General features: G+C 44.7%; 14 protein-coding genes. 9 read left to right on the plus strand and 5 right to left on the minus strand.

Translation table 11 applies throughout. From position 1 onward, the window contains the following. Positions 1–34: 34 nt before the first annotated feature. A complete protein-coding gene (locus B3R91_RS05225; RefSeq protein WP_207161725.1) occupies positions 35–1,168 on the minus strand; it encodes a PhoH family protein in 1,134 nt (377 codons plus the stop codon). 600 nt (positions 1,169–1,768) lie between these two features. On the opposite strand from B3R91_RS05225, the gene B3R91_RS05230 reads away from it, so the two are divergent. The 4 genes from B3R91_RS05230 to B3R91_RS05245 all read left to right on the plus strand — a co-directional run bounded on the left by B3R91_RS05230 (position 1,769) and on the right by B3R91_RS05245 (position 5,883). Beyond that, positions 1,769–3,016 (plus strand): UbiH/UbiF/VisC/COQ6 family ubiquinone biosynthesis hydroxylase, encoded by a 1,248-nt coding sequence (locus B3R91_RS05230; protein WP_286796754.1) that lies wholly within the window; start codon positions 1,769–1,771, stop codon positions 3,014–3,016. A 107-nt stretch (positions 3,017–3,123) separates the two neighbouring features. Further along, positions 3,124–4,416, plus strand: a complete 1,293-nt coding sequence (locus B3R91_RS05235; RefSeq protein ID WP_286796743.1) for an FAD-dependent oxidoreductase — start codon at positions 3,124–3,126, stop codon at positions 4,414–4,416. A 38-nt stretch (positions 4,417–4,454) separates the two neighbouring features. After that, a complete protein-coding gene (locus B3R91_RS05240) occupies positions 4,455–5,087 on the plus strand; it encodes an OmpA family protein (RefSeq protein ID WP_286796744.1) in 633 nt (210 codons plus the stop codon). A 76-nt stretch (positions 5,088–5,163) separates the two neighbouring features. Then, entirely contained in the window at positions 5,164–5,883 is a 720-nt protein-coding gene (locus B3R91_RS05245) for an OmpA family protein (RefSeq protein WP_286796745.1), read from the plus strand. 33 nt (positions 5,884–5,916) lie between these two features. Here B3R91_RS05245 and B3R91_RS05250 read toward each other — a convergent pair whose 3' ends face one another. Next, positions 5,917–6,828 carry a lysine exporter LysO family protein gene (locus B3R91_RS05250; RefSeq protein WP_286796755.1) on the minus strand — a complete coding sequence of 304 codons (912 nt, stop codon included), beginning with the start codon at positions 6,826–6,828 and terminating at the stop codon, positions 5,917–5,919. Between the two features lie 223 nt (positions 6,829–7,051). Here B3R91_RS05250 and B3R91_RS05255 point away from each other — a divergent pair, with 223 nt between their 5' ends. The 3 genes from B3R91_RS05255 to B3R91_RS05265 are packed head-to-tail and all read left to right on the plus strand — an operon-like array spanning position 7,052 to position 11,827. Next, the gene (locus B3R91_RS05255) at positions 7,052–9,823 is read left to right on the plus strand and encodes an alpha/beta fold hydrolase (protein ID WP_286796746.1); all 2,772 of its coding nucleotides are present in this window, start codon (positions 7,052–7,054) and stop codon (positions 9,821–9,823) included. Further along, positions 9,816–11,018, plus strand: coding sequence for a patatin-like phospholipase family protein (locus B3R91_RS05260; RefSeq protein ID WP_286796747.1), 1,203 nt, complete (start codon positions 9,816–9,818; stop codon positions 11,016–11,018). Before B3R91_RS05255 ends, B3R91_RS05260 begins: the two co-directional genes overlap by 8 nt. After that, the gene (locus B3R91_RS05265) at positions 11,015–11,827 is read left to right on the plus strand and encodes an SDR family NAD(P)-dependent oxidoreductase (RefSeq protein ID WP_286796748.1); all 813 of its coding nucleotides are present in this window, start codon (positions 11,015–11,017) and stop codon (positions 11,825–11,827) included. The genes B3R91_RS05260 and B3R91_RS05265 overlap by 4 nt, the downstream gene beginning before the upstream one ends. A 7-nt stretch (positions 11,828–11,834) precedes the next feature. On the opposite strand, the gene B3R91_RS05270 is transcribed toward B3R91_RS05265, so the two are convergent. From B3R91_RS05270 to nadA, 3 genes are all read right to left on the minus strand, one after another. After that, entirely contained in the window at positions 11,835–12,728 is an 894-nt protein-coding gene (locus B3R91_RS05270) for a phosphatidate cytidylyltransferase (RefSeq protein ID WP_286796749.1), read from the minus strand. Between the two features lie 78 nt (positions 12,729–12,806). Beyond that, positions 12,807–14,708 (minus strand): L-aspartate oxidase, encoded by a 1,902-nt coding sequence (nadB, locus tag B3R91_RS05275; RefSeq protein WP_286796750.1) that lies wholly within the window; start codon positions 14,706–14,708, stop codon positions 12,807–12,809. A 1-nt stretch (position 14,709) separates the two neighbouring features. Next, positions 14,710–15,849, minus strand: coding sequence for a quinolinate synthase NadA (nadA, locus tag B3R91_RS05280; RefSeq protein WP_286796751.1), 1,140 nt, complete (start codon positions 15,847–15,849; stop codon positions 14,710–14,712). Between the two features lie 319 nt (positions 15,850–16,168). Here nadA and B3R91_RS05285 point away from each other — a divergent pair, with 319 nt between their 5' ends. Continuing rightward, positions 16,169–17,203 (plus strand): NUDIX hydrolase, encoded by a 1,035-nt coding sequence (locus B3R91_RS05285; protein WP_286796752.1) that lies wholly within the window; start codon positions 16,169–16,171, stop codon positions 17,201–17,203. Between the two features lie 202 nt (positions 17,204–17,405). After that, positions 17,406–18,266, plus strand: a complete 861-nt coding sequence (gene nadC, locus B3R91_RS05290; RefSeq protein ID WP_286796753.1) for a carboxylating nicotinate-nucleotide diphosphorylase — start codon at positions 17,406–17,408, stop codon at positions 18,264–18,266. Positions 18,267–18,392: the final 126 nt, after the last annotated feature.

Below are 18,392 nucleotides of genomic sequence, written 5' to 3' on the forward strand. Positions count from 1 at the left end.
TTCGAAGTTGAGAGTGGGGTATTTTTAAAATAGATTATAACTTTGCGGCGGCATCAGAAATGGCTTGTTTACGCTCTTGTTCTTTCATGCGCTCAAACTTACGCTTTTCTTGTAGGGCAAGTTGCTCTTCATCAAAGACATCATAAGCTTCAACGATTTTTTGCACCAACTGATGGCGCACGACGTCTTTTGAGTCAAACTTAGTGATATGAATCTCTTCGATACCGCTTAAGATATCCATCGCTTGCGCCAGACCTGATTTGTGCCCACGCGGCAAATCGACCTGAGTAATATCACCAGTAATAACTGCCCGCGAGCCGAAACCTAAGCGCGTCAAGAACATCTTCATTTGCTCAGGCGTGGTATTTTGCGCTTCATCTAAGATAACAAACGAATTATTTAGCGTACGACCGCGCATATAAGCAAGGGGGGCGACTTCAATAATTTGCTTTTCAAGCATTTTACCGACTTTATCAAAGCCAAGCATCTCATACAGCGCGTCATATAAAGGACGTAAATACGGGTCAATTTTTTGGGTCAAATCTCCGGGTAAAAAGCCCAGTTTTTCGCCAGCTTCTACCGCCGGACGTACCAGTAAAATACGCTCAATCTCGTTGCGCTCTAGCATATCGACCGCACAAGCAACAGCAAGGTAGGTCTTACCCGTACCAGCAGGCCCAATACCAAACGACACATCAGAGGCTAAAATATCTCTGACATAGCGCTGCTGATTGCCACCGCGCGGAATGATTTTACCTTTACGGGTGCGCAGACTAATGGGCGTAAAGTCAGTAGCGGCTTCCAAATTATCAGCATCTTCCTCGGCAGCCGATTGCTTATCAGCTTCTATATCTTCATCGCGGGCGATGCTTGATTGGATAATAAGATGCAGCTCTTCGGCGCTGATATCTTTGGTGTTTTGCGCTTCATCGACCATTTTATAAATGATGCGTTCGCCGCGCTCAACGCCCAAAATATCGCCACTTAAACAAAAGTCGCCTTGGCGTTGGCTGATTTTAATATCGAGGCGTTCTTGGATGTATTTCATGTGGTTATTATATTCGCCGAGCACGGTTTTCAGCTGTGCTGGGGTCAACGATTCAAAATGTATACGGCGGCTTATGGAATCAGTCAAGCGATTATCCTTGTATTTGGTTGCCCGTTGCATGTTCGTTACTTCAGTGCATTAGTGCTTCTGTGCATGATAGTCAGGCGGGCTTTAAAAATAAAATAATACGTCGTGTTTCAATGCTTTTTCATTGCGTTTATAACGGTTATGTAAATACTAAAAGTCGTACTATTAAATATGACGGTAAAATTTTGCTAAAAATAGTTGTTGATAAGATGACAGGAATAAGTAAATGCCCTGTCTTCATTATGGTAGATAGAATTTAAAATTCAAGCCATTTGCAGGCGGGCAGGGCTTTGTTTTTGTATGGTGATTGCAACTGTAGATGATACACCTTAGAGCGAAAACGGCAACAAAACTGTTTAGCCACTATGGTTATGGTCGGGGGCACAGAACAAGGGATAATTTGTGGTAATCTAGAGCTTAGATAATGGCGGTGTAAAAGCCAAGCTAAAAAACGTCAGAGAAGGATAGATTTTCTAAAAAAATAACATTTTTAAGTGTTTTTTTTGAGTGGAAAGTCATCATGTCTAATAGCGAGCTAAATGGGTCATAATAGGAATAATAACCATGCAACATACTGAAGCAAATTTATCAAAAACCAATCCTGCTAAATCTGAACAGGCTAATAAAGCGGCTATGACTGAACAGCAAGTACTTATCGCCGGCGGCGGCCATGTCGGTTTGTCGTTTGCGTTGTTGCTTGCTCATCATGGTATAGCCAGCACTCTGCTAGAGAAAAACAGCTATCCAACCATCAGCCCAAATGACGACGCTAAACGCACGCATTATTTAGACAGCCGCAATACCGCACTGTCACGGCGCACGGTACAGATTTATCAAGAGATTGGGCTATGGGATGAGCTACAAAGTCATGCTTGCCGAATTGATGCGGTAAAGATCAGTGAGCAAGGTAGCTTTGGGCGCGCGCAATTAAATAAAGCTGAGGAGCAGGTCGAGTCATTTGGGCAAGTGATGGAAAACGCGTGGCTTGGACGCAAGTTGTTATTGGCTGCCCAGCAAGAGCCACTGATCACCTTGATTGATAACGCCAATGTGATAGCCGTTAGCCAACAAAACGACGGCGTGACGCTAAGCTTTAGCTATTACGGTGAAGAAGAGCACGAGCAGCAACTAGAAGCTAGCGTATTAGTCGCTTGTGATGGTCGTGATTCTACCGTGCGTCAATTATTAAATATCGGCACTACGACTTATGACTATAAGCAAACCGCTATCGTTGGGGTGGTAGAAACCGATCAGCCGCATGAACATATCGCTATTGAGCGTTTTAGTCCGGCAGGGCCACTTGCGGTGTTGCCATTGACTGATCCAGAAGGCGACGGTAATGATGAATATCAAAAAGGCTATAGACGCTCAGTGGTTTGGGTTTGTCCAACGGGCGAAGAGACGCAATATTTAGAAGATGATGCGCATTTCTTGGCAACCTTGCAGCAAGCCTTTGGCACGCGCGCTGGCACGTTTAAAAAAGCCGGTCGCCGCGGCGCTTATCCACTGACGCGGGTACTGGCAGATAAACAAGTCGACGGTCGCTGCGTCATCATGGGCAATGCTGCACATACCTTGCATCCGGTCGCTGGACAAGGTTTTAATCTATGTATGCGTGATGCCCATGTACTGACACAAATGATGAGTCGGCAGGTGCTAAAAGGCGAAGATATCGGCGATCCAACTTTGCTTAAACGCTATGAAAAAGCCCGTCAAACCGATCAAAAACGCGTCATTCGCTTTTGTGATGCGGTAGTACATGGCTTTACTCATCCTAATCCAGCGGTGAAACTGGCACGTAACGTGGCTTTGGTTGCCTTTGATAAACTGCCAAACATTAAGCCATTGATTGCCAACTATGCGATGGGCTTAAAATCTTAGTTCAACATACTGGTAAGTTATTAAGCAAATAAAATTTATAATTTCAGCTGCTGCTAAACCACATAAATATGAGCGGATAGCATGAATAACGCGACAAAGGATGTTTTATGAAAAATAAACATACGCTCATTATCGGCGGCGGTATCGTCGGTGCAACCCTGGCGCTAAAACTGGCACAAGCTGAGATGCCAGTGACGCTTATTGATGCGCGCCCTAAACGTAGCGAGGCAAATTGGCAACAAGTGCTTGGCAAGCGGGATGCGCGCGTTTATGCTTTAAGCCTTGCCAGTATTGGTTTGCTGAAAGACGTGGGCGCTTGGCAAAAGATAGCGGCATCAGAGCGTAAAGCTGATTATACCCAAATGCAGGTTTGGCAGCTAAACGGTCGCGGCGAGTTACTGTTCGGCGATAGTGATGATGCTAATAATGGTAATGACGGCAATAACAGCAATCAAAACTCTGAGACAAAAATGCTCGGTAGTATGGTTGAGCCGGCCGTTATCGAATATGCATTGTGGCAGCGTTTATCTGCCGCTGATGTCAGCCAATATCTAACCGTTATCGATGGGCACAAGGTTGTCGACATGGACTGGCTTGGTAGCGCGCAAGGTTACCGTGTGACGCTAGATAATGGCACGGCGATTGACGCGCGTTTATTGGTTGGTGCTGACGGTCGCGGCTCGTTTGTGCGTAAGCAGGCGGCCATTGAGCTGGATGTGCTTGATTATAACCAAACCGCGATTTGCTGCGCCATTCAAACCGACAAGCCGCACCTAGCGACTGCCCGTCAAGCCATGCTACCGACTGGTACATTGGCATTGTTGCCGCTTGCTGATATCACGGATGAAGATAAAATCAATCCACAACACTGGCAGTCGATCGTATGGACACTGCCACGCAATCAAGCATTGGCATTGTTGGAAGAAACGCCGCGCTACATCGCTGATAAATTGGCTGCTGCCAGTAATTATGAGCTGGGTGCTATCCGCGAGATTGAATCCATCGCCAGCTTTCCGTTAGCCGCGCAGCAAGCAAAAAGCTATGTCGCCGATAATCTAGTATTAATTGGGGACGCCGCACATGGTGTGCATCCGCTGGCAGGTCAGGGGCTAAATTTGGGAATGCTTGATGTAAAAGTGTTAAGCGAACAACTCAGCCATGATTATGCGCGCAGTGGCAATAAGCTGTGGGGTACGAACCAAACCTTACGAAGCTATGAGCGTCTGCGTCGTCCACATAATAGTCTGATGATGCACAGTTTTTCGGCGCTTAATTGGCTGTTTGCCGGCTCGCTTGCGCAGATGCGTCCGATTCAACAACTTCGTAATGAAGGTATGTATCGCGTCAGCAAAATTAAACCATTGATGCGGTTGTTTGCTAAGCAAGCAAGTGGGGTTTAGGTTTTAACTGAATCTATTAATTGAACTAAGGATGGCGTATGAAAAATAAGTCATGGATGATGATAGGCGTAATAGCTGGTTTTATGTTAACTTCTTGCCAAACTGTACCAACAAAAGGTTTAATCCACAAAGAATCATATAACATCCCTAAAGTCATGATAGAGCCACATGCAGATACAGACAATGATGGTGTCCCTGACATCATAGATAATTGTCCGAACACTCCTGAAGGGGTCAAGGTTGATCCGTATGGTTGTCCTCTTACCACTATTGGAACTGGCTTACAAATGGAGTATCGTGCCTTTTTTGCTAAAGGTAGCAGTGAACTAACCTCTAAATATCAGGCTGAACTGGATAAAGTAGCCGCAAGAATGAAAGAGTATGATACCGCTATTTTTAAAATTGAAGCGCACATTTCAGAGGATGAAATTAATAAAGAGTTAAGCTCATTACCTAAAAACAGAGCACTGATAATCAAAAACTACCTTTTATTAAAGCATAGTATAGAATCTAGTCGATTGATGACTTTAAATTGTGACGCTAGAGCGCCCATTGCACCTAATGAGACTGAGGAGGGTAGAACTTTTAATCGTCGGGTTTATGGTTTATTAACTGAGCCTGATAGTGACTATCCTATCAATTTAAAAGACGGCATCTGTGTTGAATTTTAAAGAGAGTTTTTATTGATAAATAGCTGTCATCTCAACATAAACAAAAAATTGTTTTTGAAGGTATTCAGAGGGGGTAATGATGGGAAGGAAAAACTGTAGCACTTTATTGCTGCTAGCAGTATCTATAACGTTAACTGGCTGCCAAACCACTTCAACTGCGCCGTCTAAAGAGTTACCTCAACATGAAAACATCAGGACGATGCAAGCAGCGATTGATCCAGATGGCGATGGAGTGCTTGATGATATAGACGAGTGCCCTGACACGCCACCTAACGTAGTGGTTGACGCTAAAGGCTGTAAAATAATAATTGAGGGCGGTGATGCACTCGAAATGGAGTTTAGGGGATTTTTCCTACCTATGAGCAGTCAACTACCTGATATTTATGATACAGAGTTTATAAAAATGGCAGAAAAAATCAATGAGTATCCAGATGCCAGTGTGTTTATTTTTGGTCATGTAGCCACTAATGAAATGGATAAAAATGCCTTAGCGACGCTCGGTTTCGATTCTTTATCACGCAATCGCGCCCTTAGCATTAAGAATACGTTAGTATTGCAACATGGTATTGATGCTAAGCGTATCCGTACTTATGATTGCTCAAATAAAATCTTAGTTAAAGAAACAGACTATATAAACCCTAGTTTTAAAGCACTTAATCTCAACGGTCTTGAAGCAAAACAGCGTCGTGCGACGCTGATGGCAAGTAGTTCAGTGAAAGATTTAATGAATCTTAAATACGATTCTTATATACAAATGTATGGTAAGTACGCCAAGCACTGTAAGCCCTTCGAATAATGGTAAATTCTGATAAACCGTCAAAATTTAACCTTACCCCAACGCCGAGAAAACCACCATCAGCACTGGCGCGACAATATTAATAATAAAGCCAAAACTAATCGCCAATGGCACGACCTTTAGACCACCGGACTGTTGAATAATAGGCAATGTAAAGTCCAAGCTGGTCGCACCGCCAAGTCCAACGGAAGCAGACGGATATTTACGCATAAACACAGGGATAAATATCAGCGCAAAGAACTCACGTACCAAGTCATTAAATAGCGCGACACTGCCCCAAACGGCGCCATAAGCATCAGTCATGATAATCGCTGATAGCGAATACCAGCCAAACCCTGATGCCAATGCCATTCCCTTAGTCCAAGAGACATCGCTAAATATCAGCGCAAAGATAAGTCCGCCAACCAATACTGAGAGCGTAAAGATAACGCTCATCTCAACGCCGCGTTTATTGAGTAATACTTCTTTTAAGGTAATGCCTGATCCTTTTAATCCAATACCAACCAGTAAGATTAATATCATCAGCATGGCGGTCATGGTGTTTTCAGGTGGCATATAATCCGCTGGCAAGAAATAGCCAATGACAAAGCCAATCGCCACGCAAAATACTTGTGCTAGGCTGCCGCGGATACTGACACGGTGCTCTTTAGATTTGACGCTAGGTTTTTTGGCATGCCATGGACGCAGACGGTCAAACAGCATCAAGGCAAATAAGCCGGTGCCAATCGTCAGTATCGACAATATGGTCACATAAAGCGCAATTTCGCCTATTTGGCTACCAAGCCCTTCAACTTGCGCCAGCTCAATACCAATCAACCCTAAAATGATAAAGACCAAATAAGACAAGCCTTTATCGGCAAGCTTAGTCATGGTTGGGTTTGAGGGAATGGCAAAGCCAATAAACATTGGCATTAATACCAAAACAAGGGTAATTAGGCTTTGCATGTCGGCAGACTCGTCATTTTTAAACAAGGCGTTTTTGGGAGGGCATTTCTCAGAAGCTGGGGATTGTATCATATTAGCTCGTAAATACGGCTATCAGCACATCATATTCATCGCAAAATATGACGGTTGTTTGAGTAGTAAATGACCTCTAAGTGGCTGGTTATTCTTTACCTGACAAACTTTTGTTGCTACATTGAAGACATCAAACGTTTTGGCACGTATTATGTCGCTATATCAACTCAAGTCTCAATTCCAAGATCAATTGCGTCCTATAAGCGATACTCTAGCTGGGCAAGGTGTTACCGCCAACCAAGTGACGGTTTCAGCAGTATTGTTGAGTGTGGGAACGGCCTATGTGATAGCTAAGCCCGCAGCCAGAAATCAAGCGCTATGGCTGTTAATGCCGTCATCATTGTTTGTGCGTATGGCGCTCAATGCTATTGATGGTATGATGGCGCGTGAGCACGGGCAGGCATCCAAACTTGGTGCAGTGCTTAATGAATTGGGCGATATTGTTGCCGATACAGCATTATTGGCCAGTCTGTTGCCGCATATTGATAATCAAGAAACGCCCGTTGGGCTGATAAATATCGCAGAAAACCTATCTCACAGTCAGCGCCATATTGTCGGTTTGATTGGTTTTAGTATTGGTACCGAGCTACTGGGCATAGCCAGTAATACAGCGCTAGGTACTCGAGCCAACCATGGGCCATTAGGCAAAAGTGACCGTGCTTTTTTGCTGGGTGTGCTTGGCATCTTGGTTGGTGTCAAAGTACCGTTATCGCTATCACCTATAAGAATAGGGCAGCTGTGCCTACTGACAGAAGCAATGCTCTTAAAAACTTGCCTCAATCGCTTGCGTTATATGGTGAATTTATACGTAATGCGTAAACCGCCAGTGCCTAAATCAACACTGAGTGCCTTAAATACTTGTCATCATTCAAACATTTCCAACCATGCTGAATTTTCTCCTAGCGTCATTGATGGTTTCATCGCTCATAACGCTTTACCTCATTCTTCTACTAATGCTTTTCTTTTGGAATCCAATATTATGTCAGCGACCTCTAATAGTGCAGAAAATAAAATGAATCTGCTTAACGATAGTAATCATAAAGACCCATCCCAAAAGACGTCATCAAAGAAACTCTCATCAAAGCAACCTTCATCAAAGCAGTTCTCACCCAAAACTATTCATGGTGAAAGTAGTTATAACGCTTATGATGGCACGGCAATATATTATCGTTACTGGCTGACGATGCCTCTAGAGGCTATAAAACAAATCAGTCAGCAACACACACAACAGCGCCAAGTCGTTCTGTTACATCGTGGTCATGAGCATTCAGGACGATTGGAAGAGTTAGGACAGCAGTTTGCTGCGGCTGGCTATCAGGTATTTGCTTGGGATGCACGCGGTAATGGGCGCTCAGGCGGTATCAAAGACCATGCCGAGAGCGTCACCGAGCTAGAGCGCGATTTAAACGACTTTGTGCAATTGGTCGTTGCTCAAACTGGCATTGCCATTGACGATACTTTACTCATCGCCAGTAGTATCGGTGCGGTACTCGCGGCAGCATGGGTACATGATTACGCGCCCAATATCCGCGGGATGATTTTGGGTACACCTGCATTGAAGATTCGTTTGTATCTACCCTTTGCCATACCGTCGTTAAAGGTGGCTCGCGCGCTTGGACTGATGTCACGCGTGAGTAGCTACGTCAAAGCGCAAGTGCTGACCCATGATAAAGACGCACAGCACGCCTACAATGCCGACCCGCTTATCTCCAATAGCATCTCGACTGACTTGCTCATTGATACTCATGCGACGGGTCAACGCTTGCTCGATGATGCTGGTGCCATTACCGTGCCAACGTTTGTATTGTGCGCAGGCAAGGATTATGTGGTCGATAAGCAGGCTGAACGCGATTTTTATGACGCGATTAATACGACTACTAAGCGTTGGCAATTATATCCAGACAGCTATCATGCGATCTTTCATGAAACCAATAAAGCAGACGTCTTCGCTGATTGTATCGAGTTCGCTGAGCAGGTATTCAGTACGGACGTTAAAGCATCGGATTTGAGCGCCGCTCATCTAAACAGTGCCAGTAAGGATAAGGTTGATCGCTTAGCGATTAAACCTTTTAACCCAAGCTTTGCCATTACCCGATTTGCCATGCAAAAATTTGGTCATGTCAGCGATGCCATTGCCACAGGGCTTGCGCATGGCTTTGATTCGGGTCATTCGCTCGATCATGTCTATTACAATCAGCCGAGTGGTCAGAATAAATTTGGACAGGCAGTCGATAAATTTTATCTCAATAATATCGGTTGGCAAGGGATTCGTATCCGCCGTGAGCATATATTAGAGCTAACACGTCAAGCTTTAGCAGATATTGAAAATAAGAACCAAAATAGTGCTAAGTCATACCAACCAAGATTGCTAGATATTGCTAGTGGCCATGGCTTTTATGCGTTTGATTTGTTGACAGAGTTTACAGCCTTGCATGCTGAGCTACGTGATTATGAGCAGCATAATATTCAAGCGTTAAAGTCAAAAGCACAGCAGCTAGAAATTGCTGATCGCGTGATTGCCTGTCAAAAAGATGCTTTTAACCCTGCCAGTTATGTTAATGAGCAGAAAGAGACTGGCAGTGCCGATGAAACAAAATTCGATATCGCCATTGCCTCTGGTGTTTTTGAATTGTTTTCTGACAATATGCTACCAACGACGGCTTTGGCAGGCATTTACGATAGTTTAAAATCTGGTGGTTATTTGCTTTATACCAATCAGCCTTGGCATCCTGAACAAGAATTTATCAGTAAAACCTTAAACAATCATCGTGGCAGCAGTTGGGTGATGCGTTGTCGTTCACAAGCAGAGATGGATCAGTTGGTTGAGAATGCTGGCTTTCAAAAAATAGCGATGCGTATTGATCGCTTTGGTATTTTTACCGTGTCATTGGCAATTAAAGTCGCCTCAACCAATCATGAATAATACGCATGCCAAACCCTATGAGCGTGTACAGCTTTTTTCAGGGGGCGGTTCACGTTTTGGCTATTATTTAGGTAGCTATGCAGCATTGGTGGCTCATGATTTGACGCCGGATATGATTGTTGGCACCTGCGGTGGTAGTCTATCGGCTTATTTGGTTAATTTAGCGCCCGATCCCAAGGATTTGCAGGAGCTCATGTGCAGCCGTGAGTTGTATCGTGTCATTACTGCCATCAGACATGTCGCGCCAGCCGAAGCAAGTAAGCGATTAAAAATACGTTGCATGACTCAGGCTTTCAAGCGCTGGCGACTCACAAAACAAAAAGCTAACGGACAAAGACAGCAGCAAGCAGATAACTATGAGCGGATTTTAGATGAATTACAGCAGCTAGCGATATTTCGAGTCGATAATGAGAAACAATGGCTTGACGAGTTGTCTGGTTTTTCTCTCAAGCACAATAATAATTTGTTTAATCCTACCGCGCCAGAGATAGCCATTATCGCCAGCCGCCTGTATCCAACAGCTAATCAAGGGACTACTGCTAGTAATTCTGTTCACAATGATTTTAGGCTACAAGAATTATTATTTGCCCCGCCGCGATTGGCAGTATTAGATCTCATTGCAGAAAAACTGAATTCACCGGCTCATACATTTGCTAATGGACGTATAACTCAGTCTGTCAGAACGCTGACCAAATGGGATTTTGCCCCTGCGATTCGTGCTTCTATGGCAGATATGTATTACCTACCACCGACGCATATCGCAGCCCTTGGTTGGTGTTTAGGCGGAGTGATTAATCTCACACCCATTGAGCTGGCGTGTCAATTGGGTCATAGCGTATTTGCAGAAACCAAGGCGGGTTATGATTCATGGCTTGCCGCACCAGCCATTCAACGTGTTTTTGGTTTTGACCCCAACGAGCGTTTGGCACAGGTGCAGGGTTTTGATTCAACAGAAACGCTGCCACGCGCTGATTCTGTTGAAAGCAGTCCTCGAGTGAATCAACTACATTGGTTACCTTTTGCAGATAATGCTCAGCAGTTGGCAAGGCAGCATGTACAAAAGCGTTTTAACATCAGACAAATGACCGTTGAGCTCATTCACAGTGACTATGACGGTTTTGTGCAGCAAATGCAGGCGCAATGGCGGTATGGCTATCAGCGTACAGCTGACTATATACAGCAGCATAGCCTATGAAGAATGCCACAAAGCCCGCCTCAATAGATAAACCACACATTATCGTCGTTGGTGGTACCAGTGGACTTGGTTTGGCATTGGCGCTGCATCATCAGGCGCTTGGCTGGCAAGTGAGCGTGGTTGGTCATAGCACGGCAAAGATAGACCGTCTCAATAGTCAGCACCTCGATATTGTTACTTATTGCTGTGATTTGACTGATAACGCGCAAACACAAAGTTTGTTAGAGAGCTTGTCAAATATCAGTTTTCAAAGAATGATTTATAGTGCGGGTAGTTATACCAATGAGCGTGTTCACCATCTGAGTCAAGCGGACAGCGATCAAATGCTAGCGATTAATCTGCAAGCGTTTGAGCAGGTTTTTAGATGGGCAAGTGAGCAATTAAGGCGGCAAAGCTGTGCGTTGGATATCAACGAAAACAGCAGTCTAAGCCTAATTTGTATTGCTTCTATAGCTGGTACTATGGATTATCCTTACGCCAGTCTTTATGCCAAAAGCAAACGTGCGATGATTGCCAATGCTAGCGCCTATCGTGCAGCACTTGCGCCTTATCGTATTCAAGTAAATTGCATCGCCTCGGGCTATATCGATACCCAAGCATTACGTGATTTGAATAATGGTGATGCTAGCCATAAGCCATTTATAATAAAGACACAAACGGCGGTTGAGAAGATTATGCAAGCAGTTGATAAAGATATCGAGCTGGCCATATTTCCACGCTCTATGCGCTATATCACTCGGGCGCTAAACCATTTACCTAAGCCTTTGCTTAACTGGATATTGCGCAATAAATTGGATAAAACCACTTGATAACAGCTTAGCCGAGCAGCCAATAAAACAAGGTAAATAATGGCACGCCTATGAGCAAACTATCTATTCTATCCAATACGCCGCCATGTCCAGCGAGCATAGTACCCGTGTCTTTTACTCCGTGCTGACGTTTAAAGGCGGATTCTAATAAGTCTCCAGCGATACCACTTACCGCTAAACCATAGGCGGCCAATAAGCAAACCCACCAGCTAAAAGAAGTGAGCCAGATGCCTAATAGTGTGGCCAATATCGCTGCTAACACACTGCCAAAGAGAGCACCTTCGATACTTTTATTTGGGCTGATGGTGGGAGCAAGACCGCGCTTAAAGATTTTGTGACCCAGCAATCGTCCGCATAGATACTGGGCAATATCATTAAATTGGCTGGCGAATAATACAAAAAACAAAATGCCATATTGTTCGCGCTGCCACGTTAATTGCTGTAAGGCAATCAAGCTGATAATCAATGCGATAAAGACAGAACTAAACAGCAAGTCTAAGAATTTTAAATGTGTATAGGCTCGCTTAGAATCACAAGGGGTTTTGATAAAAGGCTGAGTATTTGGTTGCAAGCCACGCGCTTGAAGCTTACTAATAAGCCTAGCTTTACTAGGTAGGTGCCATAATCGTTTAATCTCGTAGCCGCCACGCACACCAATTAACAAGAAAAAAGCGATCAGCAACCACTGATAGGGGTATGTGCGAGAGTGTAGGTGTTGACTATTATCAGTTATCTTAGCGATAACATAACAAGCGCAAAGCGCTGCCAACATGAGCCACCATGAGCGTGCTATCAAGTAGATTTTCGGTAAGCGCTGACGCAAGCTAGGTAGGGCAAGCGTGGCCCAAACCGAACTCACGACTAGCATTAGAACCATCACAAACCGTAAGTCAGAAGCCATGTTTTTAGCACTTTGAGGTCGATAGAGAACGGTAACCCACCGTTTTTTTATGGCTGAAGTGGCAACGCTTAATTGCTGTTAGACGTTAGCAACTGTATATACCGATCCAGCCTCTGTATCATCGATTATAGGCTGAATTAACCAATCGATACCACCCTCTTTCAACTTTGATAATGGTTCAATCACACTGGTCCGAGGTGTGCTCGTTAAGTTGGGATAGTCTTTTCGGTAATGGCCACCGCGGCTCTCAAGTCGTTGATAAGCGGACTCGATAACTAAGGTCGCTAATTGCAACTGTCTGGCTAACTGAAAGTAGGGCAGCTCATTTAGAATAGTAGGGTTATCTTTATTATCGATATCTAACTGATTAGAGTCATAGCCGTTAAGCTGCTGTTGCCATTGCTGTATTTGCAAAAGTGCTTGTTCTAATTGTTTAGCATCCCGGGTAATGCCCATATGAGACGTCATCAAAGCTTTTAATCCTGCGGTTATTCCAGTGATATCAGCATTTATATTGACGTGGATGTTGTGATTGTCATTTTTATTACAGTTACTTTCATATTCAACAGACGATGGCAAAGTAATGCGCTGACTATTTTTAAGCGTTGGCGCTGTCCACGTATCATAGATTGATTCATTTAAATCAGAATCAGGTAAAGTTGTTTCTAGCGTTCCTATTGCTGCTAAATAACGCGGTAAGTCAGAAGCGATATTGCGCCCAACCACCACACATTCCAACAATGAGTTACTTGCTAAGCGGTTTGCTCCATGCAGACCTGTATAAGCGACTTCACCCGCCGCATAAAGTCCTACCACATCGGTTACGCCATTGGCATCTGTGACCACACCACCACAACTATAATGAGCGGTCGGCGCAACGGGGATAGTGTGTTTTGTAATATCAATGCCAAGCTCGAATAGGGTTTTATAAATCTGCGGAAAATGCTCGCGCAAAAACTCCGCTGGCAAGTGACTGACATCAAGATTGACGTAGCCTAGACCGTTATCGTTGATTTGCTCAGCGATGGAACGCGCAACAATATCTCTTGGAGCTAGTTCTGCGCGCGCATCAATATCAAGCATGAAACGCTTACCAGTTTGCGGGCAATATAATCGTCCACCTTCGCCGCGTAGTGCTTCAGATATCAAAAAGCTACTATCGCCAAATGCCAAACCAGTTGGATGAAATTGGATAAACTCTAGATTTGCCAAACGGCAACCCGCTTGCCATGCCATCATAACACCATCGCCGACACAGACGTTCGGCGCGCTGGCACGCTTAAATAATTGCCCCAAGCCACCACTGGCTAAGACAACCGCGCGACTATAAAAGGTAAGTTTACGTTGATGTATATGATCAAAAACAAGCGCACCTTGGCACTGATTATTTGGATTGGCGCTATTTTTTAACAGGCTTAGTGCTTCATGATAGGGCAAGATAGTAATATTGGACGCAGCTTGCGCTTTTACAATCAAGGCTTCCATAATATGCCGACCAGTTGCATCATCGGCGTGGGCGACCCGCCGACAGCCATGACCGCCTTCTTTGGTTAAATGCAAATTACTGGTCTGTAATGTCGCTATAGAGTTTGTATTATCATGCTGGTGTCTCTCCTGCTGGGGAATCATGGTAAAGGGCACACCTTGTTCACAAAGCCATTGCACCGCTTGCTGTCCAGCGCTTAAAATACTGCTGGTATTATCAGCTTCGCATAAACCTGCGCCAGCAATGAGTGTATCAGCGATATGATCAGCGACACGGTCATTCTTATCTAAGCTGGCTGCAATGCCACCTTGGGCATAATGGCTTGAGCAAACATCCAGTGCCGCTTTGCTGAGTACCGTAATGTTTAGCGATTTCGGCAAAGCAAGGGCGGTGGTTAATCCTGCAAGGCCAGCACCAATGATAAGGACGTCTGTCTGGACAGTATCCTCAGCATTATTTGAAGTTACCTTATCCGTTGACCATGCCTCGATCATATTAGGCCGCTCCAACATTGGCAAATAATTCGCGGTCTTTAACAATGTCACCGCTCGCGGCCACACGTTGCTTTTGCGCTTCAGCAAAATCAAGCATGCGTTGTAAAGGTTTTCTAGCTGCTGCTGCCAGCTCAGGCGTCATGAGTACTTCACCGCTACGATTGCTCAAGCACTGTTCAATACCTTGCAGGCCATTCATTGCCATCCATGGACAAAAAGCACAGCTTTTACAACTGGCGCTTTCACCAGCCGTTGGCGCAGCTAAGAAACGCTTATGTGGCGAGCGCTTTTGCATCTCGTGCAAGATGCCTAAGTCGGTAGCGACGATAAAGGTCTCAGCATCCATCTCATACGTTGATTGCAACAGCTTACTCGTCGAGCCGACCACATCAGCCAGTGCCACGACGCTATCAGGCGATTCAGGATGCACCAATACTTTGGCGTTTGGGTGCTCTTCTTTTAATTGCAGCAGCTCAGTGGCTTTAAACTCGTTATGTACGAGGCACGAACCTTGCCAGAGCAGCATATCCGCGCCAGTCTCTTGTGCGATATATTTACCCAAATGGCGGTCAGGACCCCAAATGATTTTTTCACCATTATTATGCAAATGGCGGATGATATCGATGCCAACCGATGACGTAACTACCCAATCGGCACGGGCTTTCACAGCAGCGCTAGTATTGGCATAAACCACCACTGTACGCTCAGGGTGAGCATCACAAAATGCGGAAAACTCATCAGCCGGACAGCCCAAATCGAGCGAGCACTCCGCTTCCAAGTCTGGCATCAGTACCGTTTTTTCCATACTGAGTATTTTCGCCGATTCACCCATAAAGCGCACACCCGCGACGACCAATGTCTGCGCACTATGCGCTTGACCAAAGCGTGCCATCTCAAGCGAATCCCCCACACAGCCGCCGGTTGCTAATGCCAAATCTTGTATAAAAGGGTCGACATAGTAATGGGCAACCAATACTGCATTATGTTCTTTTAGCAATTGCTTAATATTTTCTTCAACGGCAAGTCGTTTCTCACGTGGCAAATCCGCTGGGATTTTAGCTTTGGCGTATTCGATATTCATCTGATTGGCAATGCGATTATCAGTGCTCATGATGGGCGCGTCGTATGGATAAGTTTTCATAAGTGCAAACCTTTGCTGCGATAACGGCAAACCAATAGCCGCTAAAAGTGAGTCAGTTAAATGTGGTTAAATAACAAGTTTTAATAATTATGCTCATTTTGAGCATAAATACAAGTATTTTTTATAACCTGCTTCTAAAATGATACGTAATTCGTCAAAACTTACCTTGCTCGCTGTCTTTTTTATTGCTTCCGATATCGTCTATTTACAACGGCAGGCTATGATAGTTTTCGATTCACGCTATACTAAGCATGGTTATAAACACTTCATTTTAAAAACGCTCATTTTACGTTTAAACATAACGGAAACCTTTAAAGCCATGACGTTGTCTTATTCGCATTCGCATCAACAAGGTAGCGGCACCACAGAAGTGGTCGCCGTGTTGGTAGCGATTACCGAGCACACCGCGCGCGTTTTGACGGTTGACCAAGGCAAGCTCTTGCCCAACGGGCCATTGATGCCATTACATCGCTCCTTGCAAGCGGGCGTACGTCAATGGGTCGAGGAGCAAACGCAGCAGCCGCTTGGTTATTTAGAGCAGCTTTATACCTTTGTCGATACCAATCGCCGCAACGTCGATGGTCATGCGCTTGTCTATGTGAGCTACCTAGGATTGGTGCAAGAAGCGCAAATGCAAGAGCTGCCAAGCCAAGCATTATGGCGCGATTGGTACGATTATTTCCCATGGGAAAATCACTTGGACGGTATGCCAAGTATGATTATGAATCATATTGTGCCGGCGTTATTAAGCTGGGCAGACAGCGCAGCGGAAACAGTCGTGCGGCAGCGCCGCCGTCAGCGTATTGGTTTATGCTGGGGAATCAGTGAGGAAACTTTGAGGGTTGATAATCTCAAAGATACGGACAAGGCATTAAATGTTGATAAAGCTTATGAGAATAGAGAATGGGTTGCCGAGCATGTGTTGCTGCGTTATGAGATGCTTTATGAAGCAGGGTTAATCCCTGAAGCACCGACTTATCCGCCAAGTTACCAAATGAAGTTGCCTACAAATTGGTTGCAGTTAATAGGCGTACCGATGTATTACGACCATCGCCGCGTGATTGCCACCGCTATCTCAAGGCTGCGTGCCAAGATTGAATATCGACCGCTTATCTTTGGTTTGATGCCGGACGTGTTTACCTTATCGCAGCTGCAACAAAGCGTTGAAGCGTTATCAGGCGTACCTTTACATAAGCAAAACTTCCGTCGTTTGCTAGATTCACAAAAACTCGTCATGGAGACAGGGCAGAGTAGTAGCGCTCAGCGCGGTCGCCCTGCCAAGCTTTATCGCTTCCGCCATGATATTGAGCTACAAAGCCTACTCATGGATAGTAAATTGCCTAAACGAAAATAGCATCAACTGCATAAGCCTTCCTATACTGACGCTAAATACTCATATTAAAGCTAAATCAGATTGGTTGATTTTATTAATTTGCACCCTTTTCTTGCGAGGCTTTGTACTTTGCGCTATATTTATGCTCATTTTGAGTTTAATTAACTATATTTTCTTAAGTGCATAGAACGCATATAAATATCAGGCAAAATAAGGGTCAAACATGACAGTTAAACAAGAGCCAGCATTGGCTGAAGTATTGCTTAAACCTTTGGTAGAAGCGGCCTTAACGGAAGATTTGGGCAGGCGCGGTGATGTGACTTCACAAGCGACTATCCCAGCAGATATGCAAGCGCAACTACAGATCAAAGCGCGCCAAGCAGGTGTGATTTGTGGTATGGATTTAGCGCGTTTGTCTTTTGCTTTGATTGACGAGCAAATCGAGTTTATTGCCAAAGTCAATGACGGTGCGACGGTCGAAGCGGGTACGGTACTGGCAACAGTGCGTGGTAACGCGCGGAATTTACTAACCGCAGAGCGTACCGCGCTTAACTTTATGACTCATCTCAGTGGTATTGCGACAGATACCAAAAAAATTGTCGATAGCGTCGCAGAATACCCAACGCAAATTACCTGTACGCGTAAAACCATTCCTGGGTTGCGTATCATACAAAAATACGCGGTGCGCTGCGGCGGCGGGCGCAATCATCGCTTGGGATTGGATGATGCGATTTTAATCAAAGACAACCACATTGCCATTGCAGGTAATATAAAAACCGCTATTCAGCAAGCGCAAAACTTTGCTGGGCATCTCATTCCGATAGAAGTCGAAGTCGATACCTTGGGTCAATTAGAGCAAGCCTTAGAGGCTGGCGTGAATTTGGTACTCTTAGATAATATGGCACCTGAAGTTTTGTCAAAAGCCGTTGCTATGTGTAAGGGTCGCGCCAAAACCGAAGCCTCTGGTGGTATCACGCCTGAAACCGTGCAAGCGGTAGCAGAGACAGGCGTTGATTTTATCGCGATGGGTTATTTAACCCACAGTACGACAGCATTAGATATTGGCCTCGATTTTAGCGCTTAAGATTAACGGTCGGTCTACATCGATGCTAAAGCTTTTGATTAATTTTATGGCATAAATCTCGGTTAGATAAGTTATTAAAAGGGTTGCGAACAGTTAAATAAAATATATACAAACCTACCTATTTAT

Origin of the sequence: Psychrobacter sp. UBA6291 (genome assembly GCF_002439405.1) — a bacterium.
Lineage (GTDB): Bacteria > Pseudomonadota > Gammaproteobacteria > Pseudomonadales > Moraxellaceae > Psychrobacter > Psychrobacter faecalis.

Bases quoted from the DNA above. Each gene is read 5' to 3' on its own strand.
- B3R91_RS05265 (WP_286796748.1), top strand. From the start codon at position 11,015: ATGAAGAATGCCACAAAGCCCGCCTCAATAGATAAACCACACATTATC.
- nadA (WP_286796751.1), bottom strand. From the start codon at position 15,849: ATGAAAACTTATCCATACGACGCGCCCATCATGAGCACTGATAATCGC.
- B3R91_RS05255 (WP_286796746.1), top strand. From the start codon at position 7,052: ATGTCGCTATATCAACTCAAGTCTCAATTCCAAGATCAATTGCGTCCT.
- B3R91_RS05270 (WP_286796749.1), bottom strand. From the start codon at position 12,728: ATGGCTTCTGACTTACGGTTTGTGATGGTTCTAATGCTAGTCGTGAGT.
- B3R91_RS05240 (WP_286796744.1), top strand. From the start codon at position 4,455: ATGAAAAATAAGTCATGGATGATGATAGGCGTAATAGCTGGTTTTATG.
- B3R91_RS05260 (WP_286796747.1), top strand. From the start codon at position 9,816: ATGAATAATACGCATGCCAAACCCTATGAGCGTGTACAGCTTTTTTCA.
- B3R91_RS05245 (WP_286796745.1), top strand. From the start codon at position 5,164: ATGATGGGAAGGAAAAACTGTAGCACTTTATTGCTGCTAGCAGTATCT.
- B3R91_RS05225 (WP_207161725.1), bottom strand. From the start codon at position 1,168: ATGCAACGGGCAACCAAATACAAGGATAATCGCTTGACTGATTCCATA.
- B3R91_RS05250 (WP_286796755.1), bottom strand. From the start codon at position 6,828: ATGCAAAGCCTAATTACCCTTGTTTTGGTATTAATGCCAATGTTTATT.
- B3R91_RS05230 (WP_286796754.1), top strand. From the start codon at position 1,769: ATGACTGAACAGCAAGTACTTATCGCCGGCGGCGGCCATGTCGGTTTG.
- B3R91_RS05285 (WP_286796752.1), top strand. From the start codon at position 16,169: ATGACGTTGTCTTATTCGCATTCGCATCAACAAGGTAGCGGCACCACA.
- nadC (WP_286796753.1), top strand. From the start codon at position 17,406: ATGACAGTTAAACAAGAGCCAGCATTGGCTGAAGTATTGCTTAAACCT.
- nadB (WP_286796750.1), bottom strand. From the start codon at position 14,708: ATGATCGAGGCATGGTCAACGGATAAGGTAACTTCAAATAATGCTGAG.
- B3R91_RS05235 (WP_286796743.1), top strand. From the start codon at position 3,124: ATGAAAAATAAACATACGCTCATTATCGGCGGCGGTATCGTCGGTGCA.